Source organism: bacterium (assembly GCA_020444325.1).
Taxonomy (GTDB): domain Bacteria; phylum Bacteroidota; class Ignavibacteria; order SZUA-365; family SZUA-365; genus BM516.
In genome coordinates, this window is the sequence record JAHLLD010000007.1 from 1 (window position 1) to 18,194 (window position 18,194).

Here is an 18,194-nt window from a genome sequence, read left to right on the forward strand (position 1 = left end):
TCTTCGTCTTCACGTCCGTCCCGCCGCAGAAGTTCACCAGCTGCAGCTCCACCGTGCGCATCCCGCCATCGGCGCAGTCGCGCTCGTAGGTGATCACGCACTCCTGGAAGCCCTGGAAGATAATCGTCGAAATCTCCTGGTAAATCGCCGCCAGCTGACCCGCGTTCGGCGTCTGGTAGTAGCGCCCGCCTGTCAGCAGCGCGATCATCTCGAGCTCGGTCGCGTTGATCGACGTTCCCAGGCCGATCGTAAACACGCGGATACGGTTGCGGTTGGCCAGCGAGATAATCTCCGCCGGTGTGCGTGTCGATGAGTTGTCCCCACCGTCGGTCATCACGATCACCGCACGGCACTGGTTGACGCCGTTGTTGATCAGCTCGATGATACCGGCATAACAGCCGTCCCAGACGGCCGTGCCGCCCCCGGCCGGAAGGCCGTCGACCGCCGAGTACAGCAACGGTTTGAGCGTGGTCATCTGCTGGGCGATGTTCACTGCCGTGTTGAACCAGATGATCGTCGCCTCATCGAGCACGCCGTCCATCAGATCCACAAACGCACGGCCCGCGGCTTTTGCACCCGCGTTCCCCGCCCCGCTCATCGAGCCCGAGGCATCGAATACCAGGGCGACCGAAATCGCGCAGCGCACCGTCGGATCGGGACACCACAGCGTGAAGTCCTTGACCTCAACGCCGTTTTCGAAAATCTTGAAATCCTGCTTTGCCATGTTGTAAGCAGGATTGCCGTTACAGCCGACCGAGAAATACAGCTCGATCGTCGGCCAGTTCACCGTGATGCGCTTGAAGTTCAGGTTCGGCTGCGCTTCTGCGGTCTGCGAGAGACCGAAGAAAGCGGCAAGCAGAATAATGAAGCTCCATGAACGCATGGTACGTACAGCAGTGACCATTGTATTCATTGCATACCTCGTGCTGGGAAAAATCTATTCTTAACTCTTCGTGTCGTTATTCAATGACTGTCAGCTCAACACGACGGTTGCGCTGGCGGCCCTGTGGTGTCTCATTATCGTCAATAGGCTGCGACTCACCATAGCCCTTGCTGATGATGATATCTTCCGGCACACCGTTTTCAACCAGATAGGTCTTGACGGCGGCTGCCCGGCGTTCGGAGAGATCCAGATTGTATTCTTCCGTGCCAAGTGCATCGGTGTGCGCAGAGATTTCAAAGCGACGTCCCGGGTTCTGCAGAATGAAGCGGATTGCGCGCTCGAGTTCGGGCTTGGATTCGGGACGCAGGGTCGCCTTGTCAAAGTCGAAGAGCACGGTCAGGTTCGTTTTCGGCGGAACCGTGATGATGGGCGGTATGGGTTCGAGTGCAATATTCTTTTCGAGTCGACGGTATGTGGTCAGTTCAGGAACTTCAAACACTTCCGATTTGAAGATGTAACCCTTCTGCTCCGCACTGATACGATACTCGCGACCGGCGGGAACGATGAACTGATACTGGCCGCTTTCGAGGCTCTGGAATTTGTTGATGATCTCGCCCGTGCCGTAATCCTCAATGGTGATCGGTGTGGATGCCAGCGGCTGACCGGTTTCAATGTCGGTCACCACACCGAAGATGTTCACGACGGCGTCAGGCGGGAAGGGCGGATCGAGAAGCAGATACAGATCGAATTCCCCGTAGCCACCCGGACGATTTGACGCGAAGTACAGGGTGTCACCGGAAAGGGTTGAGGAAATGAACACGTCATCGTTCACGGAATTGATCGGGTATCCGAGATTCATCGGACGGGACCAGCGGCTGCCCTGGTTGCGTGTGACGTACAGGTCCATACCACCGGCTGCCTTGGAATTCTCGCCGTCGGGGAAACCGTCGGAAGAGTAATAAAGGGTGCGGCCGTCGAAGGCGATAGAGGGTGTGCGCTCCTCGCCCTTGGTATTGACATCCGGCCCGAGATTTACCGGGCGTCCCCAGGTTCCGTCGAGCTGACGGCGGGACATCCAGAGATCCGTGCCACCGTAGCCGCCCGGACGATCCGAGGCGAAGTACAGCGTGCGTCCGTCCGGCGCGATGGAAGGCTGGGATTCCCAGTACGTCGTGTTGATCTGATCAAAGTTGTCCACGACAGGCTCCATGCGAAGGTCCTTGCCTTCGGGATTGTCGAGATTGCGGGCAGAGGACCACTCGGTGCCGCGGTCATTCCATTCCGCCATGTAGATGTCGCATTTGCCGAAGCCGTCAGGCTGGCGGCAAAGCGCAAGGAAAAGCGTACGCCCGTCGGGCGAGATGGAGATCGCACCCTGGGATTCCGGCGTGTTGATGACCTCGGAGAGGTACACGGGCTTTTCCCAGTCGCGTTCGATGTGGTTGACGCGATACACGTCATCCCAGTAATCCTGACGCTTGGGATTGGGACGACGGGAAGTGAAAAACAGTGTTCCGTTCGCAGTTACCGCCGGGGCGTAATCGTCCCACGCGGAATTAACATTTTCGCCGACGTTTTCCACAACACCGCCCGTAACCAATGCGATGTCGGCAGGCTCCGTACCGGAGCAGCCGCTCAGCAGAACCGCGACAAAAATGAGGCTAGTAATATAAGATGCGTACCGTTGCATGTAATCCAAACCCGCAATAGTGAGGGGGAATCGTGAATTGGAGATTAGAAGGCCTCGTACTTGAGCCCGATGGAGAACTGGACTGACATCACCTTCCAATCATCGAGGGCGATATCACGACCCCTGTCCGTTACGATGTCCGTGACTTTCGTCAGCGGATACCCGACACGGATTTCAGGGTTGATGTACCAGCGCGGTCGGACGATATAATCGTAGCCGAAACCGACCATCGCTTCGAGTCGAAGCGTTCCGTCGAATTCGCCAGTGGATACTTCACGACGCGTATCCAGCAGCTCACGATACGACAGCTCCGCATCAACGATTTCCTGATCATGACGAATGTTCGCGGCCATGGGAATACCGACGGCGGGACCCGCAAAAACGTACCAGCGGGCGAGACGCGGCTGCCAGCGGGCATAGAGTCCGACAGTCAGGTACGAGAGTGACACATCACCGATTTCCTCATACGTCACCGGATCGACCCGAACCTGAGACCCTGTGGAGATCGGCGTGTCGATGTCACGCTCATAGGATTCCATGGTGTGCTTGTTGTCATAAAAGATTTTTGCCATGACAGCCCAGGATGGTGACCAGGCGTACGTAATGTCCGCTCCGATCTGGGCGCCGATGTTCGCGAGGTTGAAACCGCCTTCGAAATTACAATCGCAATCGGTTCTGAACTCCCCCATGTTCGTGTTGTGATTCAACCCCAGAAAGCCGCTGACAAACACACGAGAGACGTCAGGGCTGTAGACGGTCTGTGCCATGCCAGCGCTTGACATGACCAGCAGGCTTGCGATCACAAAACAAGATCGCAGAAAGGGTAATCTCATAAGCACACCTGATATCAATGACCAATAAAAAAAAGACCTATTTACACGAAATATTGTATTAACAATACCGGACCGGAAAACAAAAGAGCGAACAGCTACGTAAATGAGCGAGCCGAATTCCCAGAAATCGTTGAAAACAGCCAACTTATGTGAAAAATATTCACACAAGAATATACGAATAATGATTTTAATGTCAATGACTTTCCCGACCCGTAACGGGGAAATATCAATGATGGGAATCCCATGTCTGTTGTGTTGAAGGGCATCAGACTCAGAGTAGCTTGTGCTGAGTGATCAGCTGTTGTTCCGCTTTGCGCCAGATCTTCTGGCAGGGAAAAGCGTTGGAATATAATGCTTCGTCCAGAATTATGGAATCGATTTTCCGGGGATAGAGGTTTTGCAGCAGTTTGAGATCCTTGTACTCCCGGACGGAGCCATTCAGCGTGACTGATAAGTTAGTCCTTTCAGCAAGCGAATGCAAGAAATCCGCGAAAGCTCCGGGCAGCGAAATCTGCATACTTGTTTCGGTAACGACGATACGCTGCAGACCCTGCTGTTTCCAGGCTGCGGCCATATCGGTAAACTGCTGCGCCGTGACGGAACCGCCGGAAATTATCTCCCTGCCGTCGAAGGAAAGATTCACGACGATCTTTCTCGGTCCGAATCGGGAGAGCAGGTTCTGCAGATCGAGTCCGTCACGGAGCTGCGCGACAGGAACGACCATGCGCGATGCGCCTGCTTCTTCGAGAACGGCGGCGATGTCGTCTTCCCCGCTGATTGCGGAGGAGAACTGAATGGGAATGTCCACGGCATCGACGACTGCCCGCAGTACGGAGATTTGCTTTGGGCGATCTTCTCCAGGCATGTCAAGACCGGCCACGTGCAGCGCCTTCGCATTTTCCCCACGCCAGAGTCGTGCGACATCCGCCGGATGCAGCGGATACTTTCCTTCTGTTCCGGCTTCGCCTTCGGCGGTGCGGGTACAACGTCCCTTGCGGATATGGAGTGCGGGAATAATGAGCATGCGTGCCGGTGCTCGTCAGTTGTCCAGTGTCGTGGGAGAATACGGTTCTATACGATCTTCAGTGTAGGCCTTCTGCGTCCACCAGAAGTTTTTTGCCTGCTCCGGAGCCAGTTCCTTGAGCTCGTCAGGGGGCTCGACATACATGCGCACATTGACATCCGTGCGAAGATTTCTGCGCTGCATGCGACCGTGCAACATATTGAACACCGTAATACCCCCTGCGGTTACATCGAAGGTGTCCATTGTTGCCATCCCCTGACCGGTATCGAAGGTTTTATCGCCTGTATAGCGTGAGCTGATATGCACTGCGATGTGCGCAACACGCCCTTTCGGCGAACTCACGATGTCCTTGACGGTATAGCGGGCGACATCTTCTTTCGCAAGATAGCCGAGCGTTTCGGGACGTACAATCTGCCAGGTCGAATCTTTTGCGACCGGGTGATCGGCAAGTTTCTGAAAGGCAAGCTGAAGGACCGCCTTCAGCTTGGCCACCGAAATCGCCTGCTTTATGCTTTCAATATCACTTTTTCTTGTCGTACCGTAATCATCGCGGAGATAATTTTTCACCACGCTGTCAAGCTTGCTGACGCTGCTGATCCGGCCATCCGGATCCACCGTGATCTCGAATGGTGCATCCACGGGAGCGTTGTGTTCGGCGAAGCGCTTTTCGACCTCGTAGCTGTTGTCCGCGTCCGAATCATAGTCGAGTTCGTTTTTGCCGTCCGGTGCCTCATAGCTTCCATGAAAGGTCACTCTGTCACAGGTAACACGCAGTCGCCCACCTCCGCCTTCCGCGGCCTCCAGTACCTCGAAGCGATACCAGTGGCGAATTTCCTGCCGGTTCTTTTCCGCGACGGAGTCCTTGTAGAGATTCACCTGCTGCAGCGAGGTGAACGCGTAACCGAACCTGTCTCCACGAGTGAAATGGTAGGTGAGCGAAACAGGCGCATCGAGAGCGATGGAAGCGCCTCTGTCATCTGCTGTCAGCATCTGTTCGCTTTCATCGCCGCCGCTGTCGGTGACGGATTTCACATCCATCTCGGCTTTTTTGTTTTCCTGCCCACAGCTGCAGAGAAGCATGGGAAACAGTACGAGAAGCAGCGCATTCCTCAACAGCATGGAAGTAAGCCTCGTGGATATGATTAGTGGTACAGGAGGTACGGCAGACTGACGCGGCGAAACGTTGCGATGTCTTCATCGATTGCCCCCCGCAGTGTCGCAGACAATGTTGTGCAAGGGCGAGCGATACCGGTCAATAGGGAAAGATACGACGTACAGCGCACTTTTCCATGATGCAGATGCCGTAGGACACGAAGAATTTCCACACCGCATCGCCATGCCGGAAAGCTGCGCGCATCCGTTATCTGCAGGCGAATGCCGCCGCAGCGTTCCCCTTCGTAACGGGGGTGGCGTGCTCCGGGACGAGACTCCGGTGTGAACGTTTCCTCCGAGAAACGTACGCCCGGCAGATGAAGTCCATTCAGCGCCGCGACTGCAGCGGCCCCGTCAACAAATGGGGCGCCGATGAGCAGGAACGGAATTGCGGTACCGCGACCCTCTGAAATGTTGCTGCCTTCAAACAGACAGGTGCCCACGTAGGCAAGCGCCGCCTCGGGCGAAATGATGTTGGGAGAGGGACGACGCCAGGGCAGACCTGTATCTTCGTAAACCATTTCCCGCTTCCATCCACGCATTGGGACGACGGTACAGAAAGGACGCACGCCACCACGCAGCCATCCCTCCCCAATGGCCATGCGCGCCAGTTCTCCTGCTGTCATCCCATGACGCACGGGAACGGGAAGATACGACACAAAGCTCTGCAGACTGTCGTCGCGGATGGGACCTTCCACCTGCACGCCACCAAGGGGATTGGGGCGGTCGAGTACAACAACCCTCGTACCCGTCTTCGCCGCTTCCTCGAGACAGAACATCATGGTCGTGATATAGGTATAGTATCGCGCGCCGACATCCTGCAAATCCATCAGCAGCACGTCGATACCGGAAAGCATTTCGTGTGTGGGACGCCGCGTATTCCCGTAAAGGGAGTATTGAGGAATGTCACCAATGCGGCCTGAAGAGACATGCAATCCCGCATCCGCACTTCCGGTGAAACCGTGCTCCGGTGTGAACACTGCTGCAAGTTCCACGGCATCGAGCTGGCGAAGGGTGTCGAATAACGCGACGCCGTTCGAAAGAAGCGACGTATGGTTGCACAGCAATCCCACCCTCTTGCCGTTGATCAAATGCAGTGAATCCGAAAGCAGCACTTCACATCCGAGCTTCACCGCAGGCGTAGGTCCCGCTGACATATCCCGTGGCAATGTGCCCCGCGCCATCCCGGTCCGGGGAAGCATCAGCATGCAGACGAGAAGCATGGTGAATGGAAGCGGGAAATACACCCTCCACCGGGAAACGGAATGCAGCATCACTTCTGCTCCCGCATACTGCGCAAGAGGCTCCATGTTGCAAGTGTCATGCCATCCCAGATGCGCCCGTCTTTCACCATCGCCGGAAATTCCTCGCTGCGCAAGGTGAGGATTTCAAATTCTTCGGTTTCATCAGGCGCTGCTGCACAGGCACGCAGTCCGCGGGCGAGATACACACTGCAGAGCTCGTCAGTCACGCCGTTGAAAGGATTGAATTGCCCGATCTCCTGCAGCTCGGCAGCCTCAAGCCCGGCTTCCTCCCGTAATTCCGCCCTTGCGGCCTGTTCCCTCCCCTGTCCCTCTTTGACACCCCCGGCCGGAAACTCCACACTCTCCCGATCGTTGAGGTAGCGATACTGCCGCACGAGCACGATGCGGCCATCCTCATGCTCGGGAATGACCATCACCGATCCGGGGGTGTGCACGAAATGATACTCCCCCCGGGATCCCGAGGGGAGTGTCACATCATCACGCCGGTATTCCCACCAGGGATTTCGCAGAAGGACTTCCCCGGCGCGCCGTGTCCAGCGTCCGAGAGACATCAGGCCTGATCGATCAGATCGCGTCCGGCAAAGAAATATCCGATCTCGATCGCGGCATTTTCATCGCTGTCGGATCCATGGACAATGTTCTCGCCCTTGCTGTCGGCATACAGCTTGCGCACGGTGCCATCTGCCGCCTCTGCGGGATCGGTGGCGCCGATGAGCGTGCGGAAGTCCGCAACGGCGTTGTCTTTCTCGAGAACGATGGGGACGCAGGGACCGGAAGACATGAAGGCAACGAGGTCGTTGAAGAAGGGGCGCTCGCGGTGCACTTCATAGAACCCGCCGGCGGTTTCAGCCGTCAGCCACACCATGCGCATGCCGCGTACGCGGAATCCGGCTTCGGTGATCTGCTTGATGACATCGCCGATCAGGTTTTTCCTGACGCAGTCGGGCTTGAGAATTGCAAGTGTTCGTTCCAAAGTATGTGTTCCTGTGTATGGTGAGTAAATGAAGTGATGTGTTCGTTTGTCGAAAAATAACGGGATCAGCGCGCTCTGCGCAAACGTGAGGGACGCCAGCCGCTGAGCACGGTGATGCCGGCGATGATTGCGGCCATGCCGAGGAAGGAGTAAATGGTCAGCGACTCGCCGAGCAGCAGCGAATACATGGTGGAAAGAAATATCACGAAGTAGTTCACGACCGTCGCCCGCGCAGCGCGCTCCAGCCGCAATCCCTTTGTCATCGAGACCTGCGCGATCTGTGTCGTCACACCAACACCGAGCAGAATCAACCACTCCATGCCGACGGGCATGCGCCAGCTCGTCGCAGCGAGCGGGGCGGCCAGGATAACAGCGATGAGAGGGAAATACATGACAATCGTCAACGGGTCCTCACCCTCCATACCGAGCTTACGCACAATGTTGTAGGCAAGTCCGCTGCACATGGCGCCTCCCAGACCGATCAGCGCCGGGAGCACGGCCGATACCGACGTTGGCTGTGCGATCAGCAGAACGCCGCCGAACGCGAGCAACCCCGCCAGCCATTCGCTCCCATGCGTTCGCTCCTTGAGAATGAAGGGCGCGAAGAGAGCCGTGAACAACGGATTGGTGTACTGTATTGTCACGGCCTCCGCGAGCGGCATCGCGTGAATGGTATAGAAGTAAGCCGAAAGACCGAGAAACCCGAAGAGACCGCGGAGGAAAAGCAGCCCCTTGTTTTTTCCCCAGAGCGATTTTCCCGCCCGGAGCAGAAGTGCGGCGGAGATGACGAGGCTTACCAGTGCACGAAACACGACCACTTCAAGGAACGGGATGTCGCGTACGAGACGGACAAACAACCCCATCATACTGAAGAACACCGCAGCGCTGATCATATAGCGCATGCCGGGCGTCAGAACGTTTCGTGCACGCAGGTCCATCCCTCAATATACGGAGTCCGGGAATATTCTCCAGACCGGGCTTTGCAGCAGCAGGGCCTCGTCAGGTCAGGCTGCGCAGAAGCAGAATATTCCAGTCGACCCAGTGCCTCTGAAATCGGAGATAGGATTCCTGCTCGTCGCGGGCCCATTCGGCGAATTCCTGCAACTGCGCATCATCGGGAGCCTCGCGCAGGCGGTCACTGATGGCTTTCCACTGCAGGCCCATGTACCGGTCCCATTCATCTGCGGTACTACGGAGGGTCATCAGCATTTCCATGCCACAGTCGTCGATCAGACGCATGAGGGTTTTTGAAGAAAATATCTCCCACCCGAATGCATCGAGATACTCCTGGTAGCGCCGTGGGAGGGGCGGTTCCGTGCTGGGCTCACCGATGATAATGTGGCCGGAATCCCGGAGTGCCGGATCAAGCTTCTGAAGCGCGGGCGCAAATCCACCGAAAACAGGTGCCGTCCCGAGACAGAGCACGAGGTCATACGTGTTCTCCTCGAGAAAAAAGGACGAGGCGTCGAGGCAATGAATTTCCGTCCTGTCCAGCAGACGCTCCTGCTCGAAGAGCTGTCGCGCCCGCGCCGTCCATTGTTCCGAAATATCCACCTGCGTACTGTGACAGCCGAACTCGCGGCACAGGAGCATGGAAGCCCACCCGTTGCCGCTGCCGATGTCGAGAATACGTGACTGTGCATCGAGACCGCATTGCCTGGCCAGGAAAAGAAGCCGGTCGTCCGCAAGCGGATTCATGATGCCATGCGCATCGTAGGCGATGTGATAATAATCGGCACTGTCGAGCTGGTCGCTCATTTCCTTGTTCCCGCGTTATTGCTGAAGTGCTGAAATTACAGCGCTCCGTGCCAAGGAACAATGTGAGCATCCGGCGCAGGGGTCAGGAAATATCGCGCGGCGCTTCCGCCACCGCTTCCTGGGGCATACTGTCGTGTGCAACAGCACTTTCATGTTTCCGTGGAACCATACGCATATTCTGCCCCCAGCGCATCTGCTCCTCCATTCGGCAGCTCCAGACAAGCTGATCATTCCAGACGGTGATGTCGGGACAGCCGTCGCACATGTTCACGGAACCGGAGTCGAGGACATCCGCGGGCTGGATGATCATGACGGACTGAAAGTGCAGACGTCTGAAAAACGCGGAAGGAGCGCGGAACAATGCCCTGAAGTAGTTTCGCATGATGCGCCGCAGTCCCCTGTCAAACGGGGCGAGGAGGAAATACAGCCGTCCCTTTCTCTGGAGACCGGGCGGTGCGTAGGCAAGATATTTCCCCGTCGTCAGATGTGTCCAGCTCTGCACGAGTTCCATGAAGCGTGGACCGACATACCCGAAGATTTTTTTCCTGTTTCCCATCCGTCCCGTAAGAAGCCATTTATACGTGTCAGGCTGCTCCGTCCCGTTGAGAAAGGCGCTCGGCATAAAGTCCGGATACATCTCACGGATGGTGTCCACAACTTCGGGCGAAGTGATATCCGTTCTGCGATCATCGTCATTTTTCGAGTACATCATGTCATCGAACTGCACCTGATGATCACCGACATAGAAATCAAAATCCTTGCCCAGTATGGCCATGCGATAATTGATAAAGACCATGACATGCACGCGGTCAATGTTCTGCTGTCCCCATTCGAGGATTGCAGGTACGTCGCGCAGGGTTTCGGGATACACCGTCGCATTGAACGAACAGGTCATACCCCCCACCTCATGCAGCATGTCAGCAAGCTGCTGCCTGAGCTGGTTGAGTTCGACTTCGGATTTATCCTGCCAGTGGGGGCGCTTCTGCCCACTGTCCACGTGAAAGGTAAATCCATCGCATCCCGCCCTCTTGAGCTCGCGCAGGAGCTCGCGCGAAAGCAGCGCCCCATTACTGTTGATGATGGCCTTCCACCCCTTGGCCTTTACCCTGCGCACGATCTCGACGATATCGGGATGCGTGAGCGGTTCCCCACCTGCGATCGAAACACCGTCACATTTCCGGAGACGTTCGAAAACGTCCAGCTCATGCTGCACCTCGTCGATCGGTTTGTGCGAGGAATTACGGTTTTCGCGATAACATCCGTCGCAGTAGAGATTGCATGTACTCGTTGGTTCAAGCCAGCTGATGGCGTTGTCCGCGAAGTTCCAGGGCAGCCTGTACAACGTCCGCGGAGAATAATCTGTGTTCATGATACGTGTTCCCCTGATCAGGCACACCGCCAGGTTCTTCGGTAATCTTGCGAGATACCGGTACCGGATGGCAGGCGGCGGCAGAACCTGCGGTGCCGTCGGCATCTTCGCATTTCATTGTCTTCAACACAGGATTTTACGAAAACTCCCGCCACCCGGCAAGTGAATTCAGCGTGCGGAATGCGTTCCCTCCCGAGAAGATTTCCGCGGGAAACAGGGACTGCGAGACTTCTGCAGCATTCAGGAGGGATTCAGTACGACGGGTGGAGGCGCTTCGACGGTTACCATTCCTTCTCCGGAAAGGGACGGGAAGCACAGTTTCCAGGAATGCAGATGATACCCGCAGTCACCCGGTACTGCCACGCTGCCATCCTCGCGGACAAGCGGCGTTCCCCCGATTCCGTAAAGAGGATCCCCCTGCAGAGGAAAACCCGCCGCCGCGCAGTGTATGCGAATCTGATGTGGCCGGCCGGTGGGGATACGAACCTCGAGTAGTGTGACATTTTGTGCGGCATCCCGGTGAAGGACCCGGCAATGACTGATCGAGGGTTTGCCGCCGGGCATCGCGGCGTACACGGCATGCAGTGTAGGATGGGGCACACGCCCGATGGCAATGTCGACTGTGAAACTGTCCTTCTCAGGGAGTCCGACAACCAGCGCGAGGTAGGTCTTTTCAATGCGACGCTCACGCATGGCAGCCGAAAGCATAGACGCGGCGGCATCGCTGTTCGTGAACAGCATGGCGCCGCTCGTGCCGCGGCCGAGCCGGTGCACAGGGGCAAGGTTCTCACCGAAACTTCGACGCAACAGACGCAGCATGGTGTTTTCGAGGAAACCGCCGCCGGGCAGTACGGGCAAGCCCGATGGCTTCGCGAACACCAGCCAGCCATCGCCCTCACTGAGCAGCGGGATCACCGTGGGGACATCCTCCTCATCCCATGCAGGTCGACTGTAACTGATGCGGTCTCCGGCCTGCAGCAGACTGACTTCAGAAAGTATTTCCTCTCCCCTGCGAATACGACCCTCATGGAAATGTGCACGCCACTCCTCCTCGCTCGAGTGATGATAATGGCGCAGATAATACTCCAACGCACTCAGTCCGGCGTCCGCCGTCGAAATATTATCTCTATATGTATACCCGCTGTTGTGCAGAACAATCGCCTTTTTCCAGTTGTCCGGGACTCCGTACAGCCACATTATGCAGAAACTGCATATCCACACGCAAACAAATATGCAGAAACTGCATATTTCAGGTGGAAACGAAGACTTGAAGACGCTACGAATCGAAGGGATCGCATGTAGAACCGCAATGGTGCAAAGGAGGGACAAAAGGATGGTTTGCACTATGGCGGAAAAGTTTTCTACTTTAATGGTCTTGCACTGAGAACTCTGAACCATTATTCATACTGGAGATCTAATTCTATGCGTTTCTTATCTATCCTCACCCTGGCCATGCTGCTCATGTCATGCCAGAATAACGCGCAGGAAAATGTTGACCTGAAAACGCGCAAAGACAGCGTCAGCTATGCAATCGGTTACAACATCGGCACAAACTTCAAGATGCAGAGCATCGATGTCGATCCGACCGTTGTCGCCGCAGCGATGCGTGATCTGATGAACGAGGGTGAGACCAAGATGACGGAAGAAGATGCCCAGCAAATCTGGATGTCATACCAGAAAGAGCTGATGGCCAAGCAGCAGGAAGAGCGTGCGGCCTCGGGCGCGAAGAACAAGGAAGAAGGCGACAAGTGGCTCGCCGAGAACAAGGAAAAGGAAGGCGTTGTCACCACCGAGAGTGGCCTGCAATACAAGGTTATCAAGATGGGTGACGGACCCAAGCCGCAGAAGACGGACAAGGTGCGCGTGAACTACCGCGGTACGCTGATTGACGGCACCGAATTCGACAGCAGTTACAAACGTGGTGAGCCGGCAGAGTTCGGTGTGGGGCAGGTGATTCCGGGATGGACCGAAGCACTGCAGCTGATGCCGGTGGGTTCGAAGTGGGAAGTGTATATCCCTGGCGAACTGGGCTACGGCGAGCGGGGTGCAGGACAGGATATCGGTCCGAATGCCACGCTCATCTTCGAAGTTGAATTGCTCGATATCGTGAAATAATTTTTTCACGGGTCGTTCCCAAACGATAAAACGTTACGGTCCCTCATCGCTCAGCGGTGAGGGACCGTCTGTTTATACCCAGATTGGCGGGACCGACGCTCAGGCGTCGGCGGTTTTGAGGACGCGGTCATGCAGGAACTGCAGAAGGTCCTGCGGTGCGACCGGTTTATCGAGGAAATGGTCTGCCTTAATCCACTGCTTTTCCTCATTGCTCTGGGTAGAGAAGCGGTATCCGGTGTCGTGTCCGGCCGATGTCAGGATTATCACCGGTGTGGTTTTCCCCGCAGGGAGTTCCTTGATGCGCTTGCACAGCGTGAACCCGCTGTCGAAATGTTCCATCGCGAGATCCACCACGGCAGCATCGGGCAGAAAGCTCTTGAACAATTCGAAGCCTGATGCACCATCGTGCGCGAAACGTACCTCATATCCCGCCTGTTCGAGCACGGCGCGGTACGTCTCGATGATGTCGACATCGTCGTCGACGAGCAGGATTTTCTGCATGGTTCTATCCTCAACTTGTGCTAAACGTATTGTAAACCTCCTGCAGCGACCAGAGGCCGGCTGCGCTTCCTCCCCGCGGAATTGCGGAGAGGAAGCGACAGACGCGGTGAGAGGAGGATGTCATATTCTCAGAATTCAATCTGCCTCACGCGCCACATAATGCGTGTGCAGAAGTTCGTGCGCGCGATGGCTTCCGGGCCTTTCAAGGAAATCCGCATACAGCTTCAGGACACTTTCATTGCGGTGACTGCAGCGGCGCGGCGATTCCCTGTCGAGCTGGTAGATGCTCTCGGTACGTAAACGCAGCTTTTCCGGTGTTGACGGAAGAGGCTGTCCTCCCCCGTTTACGCAGCCTCCGGGACAGGCCATCACTTCTATAAAATGGTAGGGTGATTTCCCGGCGCGGATTTCGTCAAGCAGCGGTTTGACATTCTTCAGTCCGCTGACAGCCGCAACGCGCAACGTAACGTCTCCGATACGCACTTCTGCCTGCTTGACACCATCGAGTCCCCGGATCGGCGCAAACGTCAGGGAACGCATATCCTCGCCCGTCAGCGCATGATGCGCGGTCCGGAGCGCAGCTTCCATCACCCCTCCGGCTGCACCGAAAATGGCACCGGCGCCTGTTGATTCACCCAACGGGTCATCAAAGCCTTCATTGGGCAGCTTGAAAAAATCGAGTCCGGCCACCCGTATCATGCGCGCCAGCTCACGGGTGGTGAGTACCGCATCGACATCCGGCGCATCCGCTCCCAGTTCGGGTCTCTGGGCCTCATATTTTTTCGCCGTGCAGGGCATGACCGATACGACAAAGAGCCTGGATGGATCCATACCGATGCTCGAGGCATAGTACGACTTCAGCAGTGCTCCGTGCATTTCATGCGGCGACTTGCAACTGCTCAGTCCATCGAGCAGGTCGGGATAGCAGTGTTCGATGAACTTGACCCAGCCGGGACTGCAGGACGTCATCATCGGCAGACGCCCGCCTTCCTGTATGCGTTGAAGCAGTTCGTGTGCTTCTTCAAGAATGGTGAGATCCGCGCTGAAGTTCGTGTCGAATACGCGGTCCGCTCCGAGTCTCCGCAGAGCAGCCACCGTTTTTCCCGTGACAACGGTACCCGGCTGCGCGCCGAATTCTTCACCGAGTGCGACGCGTACCGCAGGTGCAACCTGGAATACCACGAAACGATCGGGATCATTGATCGCTTCCCACACGGCTTTCTGATGGCTCTTCTCCGTGAGAGCGCCGACCGGACAATGCACGATGCATTGCCCGCATTCCACGCAGGTCACGGTGTTGAGACTGCGCTCGAGCGCAGGAGCGACGGCGCTGCGGAAGCCGCGGTGCACGAAATCGATGGCACCGACATGCTGCACTTCATGGCAGATGCGAACGCAGCGTCCACAGAGAATGCATTTCTCCGGGTCACGTTCCACTGCCGGACTCGCGATATCGATCCGTGCCTTTCGCCGTTCTCCGGCGTAGCGATGCGTGCGTACACCATATTCCTGTGTCAGCTTCTGCAGCTCGCAATTCCCGGAGCGCACGCAGTAAAGACAGTCCTGCGGATGATTCGCGATGAGCAGTTCAATAATGGTTTTCCGCGCACGACGCACGCGGGGACTGTTTGTCTGCACGTCCATACCTTCCTGCACGGGATATGCGCAGGCGGGCACGAGTGCACCGCTGCCGGCGACTTCCACGGTGCAGATACGGCAGGAGCCTGTCGGGGAAAATCCGCTCAGATGGCAGAGCGTAGGAATATTGATCCCTTCACGCCTGGCGACATCCAGGATGGTTTCACCAGGTTTTGCCCAGCAGGCACGTCCATTCAGTGTAATATGCATTGTCTCATTGCTCCCGGTCTCAGTTCACACAGATGGCATCGAAGTTGCAATTCACGCGGCACTGGTCGCAGCGAATGCACTTGTCGTCGATGATATAGTGGGCTTGCCTCTTGTTGCCTACGATGGCATCCTGAGGACATTTCCGCGCACAGACCCCGCAGCCGTTACAGATCTCTGTATCGATGGTGTACGTCAGAAGTTCGCGGCATGCGCCGGCCGCACAGTGGCGATCATAAAGATGTTCCTCGTATTCCTCCCTGAAATACTGCAGTGTACTCAAGACGGGATTGGCTGCCGTCTGTCCCAGTCCGCACAGCGAGGTATCCTTGATCACCGAAGCGAGTCGTTCGAGATACACCATTCCCTGGAAGCGCAGCAGCGCGTCTTCCTGCGAATGCTCGTCACGATGACTGCGGGAAAGCCGTTCAAGAATCTCCAGCAGCCGCTTCGTTCCTTCCCTGCAGGGAATGCACTTCCCGCAGGATTCGCTCTGGATGAAGGTCATGAAATACTTCGCGAGGTCGACCATGCAGGTGCTCTCGTCCATGACCACGAGTCCGCCTGACCCCATCATCGCACCGATTTCCTTCAGACTTTCATAGTCCACCGGCGTATCGATGACGGTTTCAGGCAGCGCTCCCCCTGACGGACCTCCGATCTGTACCGCCTTGAATTTCCGGCCGTTCGGAATGCCTCCGCCAATGTCGAACACGATTTCCCGCAGTGTGACGCCCATCGGCACTTCCACGAGTCCCACGTTGCAGACCTGACCCGACAGCGCAAAGATCTTCGTTCCCTTCGATGTTTCCGTTCCGATGCCCGCGTAGCTCTCGGCACCGTACTTGAACACCGTAGTCACATTGGCAAAGGTTTCGACATTGTTGATGACAGTCGGCTTTCCGAAGAGTCCGGCGGTTGCCGGGAATGGCGGACGCGGACGCGGCATGCCGCGCTGACCTTCAATTGATTGAATAAGCGCAGTCTCTTCGCCGCAGACAAAGGCCCCGGCTCCTTTCTTGATGCGCATTTCGAAATCGAATCCGCTTCCGAGGATGTTTTTCCCCAGCAGGCCGTAGGCACGGGCGGTTTCCAGGGTCTTTTCCAGACGACTGATGGCAAGTGGATACTCCGCTCTGCAGTAAATGTACCCGGCAGACGCGCCAATGGCATAGGCCGCCACGATCATTCCTTCAACCACGCGATGAGGATCGCCCTCAAGCAGTGCCCGATCCATGAACGCCCCGGGGTCCCCTTCGTCGGCATTGCAGATGAGATATTTTTTGTCTGCTTCCGTATCCCGGGCGAACTGCCACTTTTTCCCCGTCGGGAAGCCACCGCCACCACGGCCTCTGAGTCCCGCCATCAGCACATCGTCGATAACCTGCTGCGGGCTGCCTCGCTCAATGACATGAGCAAGCGCCCTGTACCCGCCACGAACGAGATACTGGTCGATATTTTCGGGGTCGGATATACCGCAATTTTCGAGATTGATTTTCATCTGTCGTGCGAAAAACGGCAGATCATGTAATTGCGTCAGTTGCTCCCAGCCCGGCTGCTCTCCCTGCCCGAACGCTCCGAGCAGCTTGTCCTCCAGCACCTCCCCCTCCAGGAGCGTACGTTCAACGATGCGCGGAATATCCGCGCCACGCACCTCACAGTAGCTGATGCGAGGATGTCCCGGCAGCTTGATATCCACGATGACTTCGCGTGCACAAAAGCCCACGCATCCCACGGGGATGATACGGGCCGGGATATCGCGCGCGTCACATTCCGCACGCAATGCTTCAAATACTTCCTGTGCGCCGTTGGCGAGTCCGCAGGTTCCCATACCGACGAACACGAAGGGGGAATCATGTTGTTCGAGACGCAGCTCACGGGTGTATTTCGCCAGGCGCTGCGCACTGACCTCTGCCCCTTCGCACTGCTGTCCCTCATGCACACAGCGTGCGAAATGCGGGCATGGATCGGTGGCGGTGTGATGGCATTGTTCAAAGATGTTCTGCGCGAATGTATTCATCGTTTTACCTCCGCCAATTCCTCCCCGCGGCGGTAATTCCGCAGAAGCTTCTGGAGGGATTTGGTCGTCAGTCCTCCATGAAAGGTGTCGTTGATCGCGATGACAGGAGCGATGCTGCAGGCTCCAATGCAGGCGACAGTTTCGATTGTGAATAGCAGATCTTTGGTGGTTTCTCCCGCACGTATCCCCAGTTCATGCTCGAGCGTCGTGAGTATTCCCTGCGAGCCCTGCACATGACACGCTGTTCCCCTGCAAACCTTGATCACGTATTTTCCCAGGGGCTGGAAGCGAAACTGATTGTAGAACGTCGCCACACCATACACGCGCGATACCGGAATATCAACGTGCCGGGCGACAAGCTGCATCTCCCGGTCCGGAAGATAGCCGCAGCACTCCTGTACATCCTGCAACAGGTCGATGAGACAGGCGGCGTCTTTTGCCGGATACCGCCCGAGAATTTCAATAATTTGCTGATCGGTTTGCGTCATTGCCTCTTTTCCAAGCCATTTTTCGAGAATTTTTTCTCGTTTAAAGCGGCCGCAATATATATTTCTGCGGCATTCAACGCAAATACAGCATGCATACCCGCAATTCACAATCGCCGCAACCCCTTATTAGATATATATTTCACGATTCAAAAAAATTACAAAAAAATCGATGCTGATACGCAGGGAGTATCAACATCGATATTTTCCGACATCAATCAGGGGCTGCAAGAGTCCCGACAGTGACTCCTGTCGTGGCGCAAACGGGGTTGCCAGCCGTG

The 18,194-nt window shown here is 56.4% G+C and carries 17 protein-coding genes; 1 reads left to right on the plus strand and 16 read right to left on the minus strand.

What is annotated here, in order from left to right; all coding sequences use genetic code 11:
- From KQI65_10395 to KQI65_10450, 12 genes are all read right to left on the minus strand, one after another.
- The coding region (locus KQI65_10395; protein ID MCB2205148.1) for a VWA domain-containing protein at positions 1 to 913 on the minus strand (913 nt) is incomplete at its 3' end.
- 46 nt (positions 914 to 959) lie between these two features.
- A complete protein-coding gene (locus KQI65_10400) occupies positions 960 to 2,573 on the minus strand; it encodes an OmpA family protein (GenBank protein MCB2205149.1) in 1,614 nt (537 codons plus the stop codon).
- Between the two features lie 44 nt (positions 2,574 to 2,617).
- Positions 2,618 to 3,406 (minus strand): PorT family protein, encoded by a 789-nt coding sequence (locus KQI65_10405; protein ID MCB2205150.1) that lies wholly within the window; start codon positions 3,404 to 3,406, stop codon positions 2,618 to 2,620.
- Positions 3,407 to 3,677: 271 nt separating this feature from the next.
- Positions 3,678 to 4,430: a hypothetical protein gene (locus KQI65_10410; protein ID MCB2205151.1), complete on the minus strand. Its 753-nt coding sequence runs from the start codon at positions 4,428 to 4,430 to the stop codon at positions 3,678 to 3,680.
- Positions 4,431 to 4,445: 15 nt separating this feature from the next.
- Positions 4,446 to 5,549 (minus strand): hypothetical protein, encoded by a 1,104-nt coding sequence (locus KQI65_10415; GenBank protein MCB2205152.1) that lies wholly within the window; start codon positions 5,547 to 5,549, stop codon positions 4,446 to 4,448.
- Positions 5,550 to 5,572: 23 nt separating this feature from the next.
- Entirely contained in the window at positions 5,573 to 6,856 is a 1,284-nt protein-coding gene (locus tag KQI65_10420) for a DUF1343 domain-containing protein (GenBank protein ID MCB2205153.1), read from the minus strand.
- On the minus strand, positions 6,856 to 7,398 hold the full coding sequence (locus tag KQI65_10425; GenBank protein MCB2205154.1) for an NUDIX hydrolase: 543 nt from the start codon (positions 7,396 to 7,398) through the stop codon (positions 6,856 to 6,858). The genes KQI65_10420 and KQI65_10425 overlap by 1 nt, the downstream gene beginning before the upstream one ends.
- Positions 7,398 to 7,820, minus strand: a complete 423-nt coding sequence (ndk, locus tag KQI65_10430; protein MCB2205155.1) for a nucleoside-diphosphate kinase — start codon at positions 7,818 to 7,820, stop codon at positions 7,398 to 7,400. The genes KQI65_10425 and ndk overlap by 1 nt, the downstream gene beginning before the upstream one ends.
- Positions 7,821 to 7,885: 65 nt before the next feature.
- Positions 7,886 to 8,722 (minus strand): DMT family transporter, encoded by an 837-nt coding sequence (locus KQI65_10435; GenBank protein ID MCB2205156.1) that lies wholly within the window; start codon positions 8,720 to 8,722, stop codon positions 7,886 to 7,888.
- A 97-nt stretch (positions 8,723 to 8,819) separates the two neighbouring features.
- Positions 8,820 to 9,578 (minus strand): class I SAM-dependent methyltransferase, encoded by a 759-nt coding sequence (locus tag KQI65_10440; protein ID MCB2205157.1) that lies wholly within the window; start codon positions 9,576 to 9,578, stop codon positions 8,820 to 8,822.
- Between the two features lie 82 nt (positions 9,579 to 9,660).
- On the minus strand, positions 9,661 to 10,947 hold the full coding sequence (locus tag KQI65_10445) for a radical SAM protein (protein ID MCB2205158.1): 1,287 nt from the start codon (positions 10,945 to 10,947) through the stop codon (positions 9,661 to 9,663).
- Positions 10,948 to 11,187: 240 nt separating this feature from the next.
- Entirely contained in the window at positions 11,188 to 12,144 is a 957-nt protein-coding gene (locus KQI65_10450; GenBank protein MCB2205159.1) for an RNA pseudouridine synthase, read from the minus strand.
- A 225-nt stretch (positions 12,145 to 12,369) separates the two neighbouring features.
- Here KQI65_10450 and KQI65_10455 point away from each other — a divergent pair, with 225 nt between their 5' ends.
- Entirely contained in the window at positions 12,370 to 13,062 is a 693-nt protein-coding gene (locus KQI65_10455; GenBank protein ID MCB2205160.1) for an FKBP-type peptidyl-prolyl cis-trans isomerase, read from the plus strand.
- Between the two features lie 99 nt (positions 13,063 to 13,161).
- Here KQI65_10455 and KQI65_10460 read toward each other — a convergent pair whose 3' ends face one another.
- From KQI65_10460 to nuoE, 4 genes are all read right to left on the minus strand, one after another.
- Positions 13,162 to 13,563: a response regulator gene (locus KQI65_10460; GenBank protein ID MCB2205161.1), complete on the minus strand. Its 402-nt coding sequence runs from the start codon at positions 13,561 to 13,563 to the stop codon at positions 13,162 to 13,164.
- Between the two features lie 135 nt (positions 13,564 to 13,698).
- A complete protein-coding gene (locus KQI65_10465; GenBank protein MCB2205162.1) occupies positions 13,699 to 15,411 on the minus strand; it encodes a [FeFe] hydrogenase, group A in 1,713 nt (570 codons plus the stop codon).
- A gap of 19 nt (positions 15,412 to 15,430) precedes the next feature.
- Complete coding sequence (locus KQI65_10470) at positions 15,431 to 17,428, minus strand: NADH-quinone oxidoreductase subunit NuoF (GenBank protein ID MCB2205163.1); 1,998 nt, start codon at positions 17,426 to 17,428, stop codon at positions 15,431 to 15,433.
- Complete coding sequence (gene nuoE, locus KQI65_10475; protein ID MCB2205164.1) at positions 17,425 to 17,916, minus strand: NADH-quinone oxidoreductase subunit NuoE; 492 nt, start codon at positions 17,914 to 17,916, stop codon at positions 17,425 to 17,427. The genes KQI65_10470 and nuoE overlap by 4 nt, the downstream gene beginning before the upstream one ends.
- Positions 17,917 to 18,194: the final 278 nt, after the last annotated feature.

What these genes read in the sequence shown, in the direction of transcription:
- KQI65_10400 (MCB2205149.1), bottom strand. Translation starts at nt 2,573, where the DNA reads ATGCAACGGTACGCATCTTATATTACTAGCCTCATTTTTGTCGCGGTT.
- KQI65_10405 (MCB2205150.1), bottom strand. Translation starts at nt 3,406, where the DNA reads ATGAGATTACCCTTTCTGCGATCTTGTTTTGTGATCGCAAGCCTGCTG.
- KQI65_10410 (MCB2205151.1), bottom strand. Translation starts at nt 4,430, where the DNA reads ATGCTCATTATTCCCGCACTCCATATCCGCAAGGGACGTTGTACCCGC.
- KQI65_10415 (MCB2205152.1), bottom strand. Translation starts at nt 5,549, where the DNA reads ATGCTGTTGAGGAATGCGCTGCTTCTCGTACTGTTTCCCATGCTTCTC.
- KQI65_10420 (MCB2205153.1), bottom strand. Translation starts at nt 6,856, where the DNA reads ATGCTGCATTCCGTTTCCCGGTGGAGGGTGTATTTCCCGCTTCCATTC.
- KQI65_10425 (MCB2205154.1), bottom strand. Translation starts at nt 7,398, where the DNA reads ATGTCTCTCGGACGCTGGACACGGCGCGCCGGGGAAGTCCTTCTGCGA.
- KQI65_10435 (MCB2205156.1), bottom strand. Translation starts at nt 8,722, where the DNA reads ATGCGCTATATGATCAGCGCTGCGGTGTTCTTCAGTATGATGGGGTTG.
- KQI65_10440 (MCB2205157.1), bottom strand. Translation starts at nt 9,578, where the DNA reads ATGAGCGACCAGCTCGACAGTGCCGATTATTATCACATCGCCTACGAT.
- KQI65_10445 (MCB2205158.1), bottom strand. Translation starts at nt 10,947, where the DNA reads ATGAACACAGATTATTCTCCGCGGACGTTGTACAGGCTGCCCTGGAAC.
- KQI65_10450 (MCB2205159.1), bottom strand. Translation starts at nt 12,144, where the DNA reads ATGTGGCTGTACGGAGTCCCGGACAACTGGAAAAAGGCGATTGTTCTG.
- KQI65_10455 (MCB2205160.1), top strand. Translation starts at nt 12,370, where the DNA reads ATGCGTTTCTTATCTATCCTCACCCTGGCCATGCTGCTCATGTCATGC.
- KQI65_10460 (MCB2205161.1), bottom strand. Translation starts at nt 13,563, where the DNA reads ATGCAGAAAATCCTGCTCGTCGACGACGATGTCGACATCATCGAGACG.
- KQI65_10465 (MCB2205162.1), bottom strand. Translation starts at nt 15,411, where the DNA reads ATGCATATTACACTGAATGGACGTGCCTGCTGGGCAAAACCTGGTGAA.
- KQI65_10470 (MCB2205163.1), bottom strand. Translation starts at nt 17,428, where the DNA reads ATGAATACATTCGCGCAGAACATCTTTGAACAATGCCATCACACCGCC.
- nuoE (MCB2205164.1), bottom strand. Translation starts at nt 17,916, where the DNA reads ATGACGCAAACCGATCAGCAAATTATTGAAATTCTCGGGCGGTATCCG.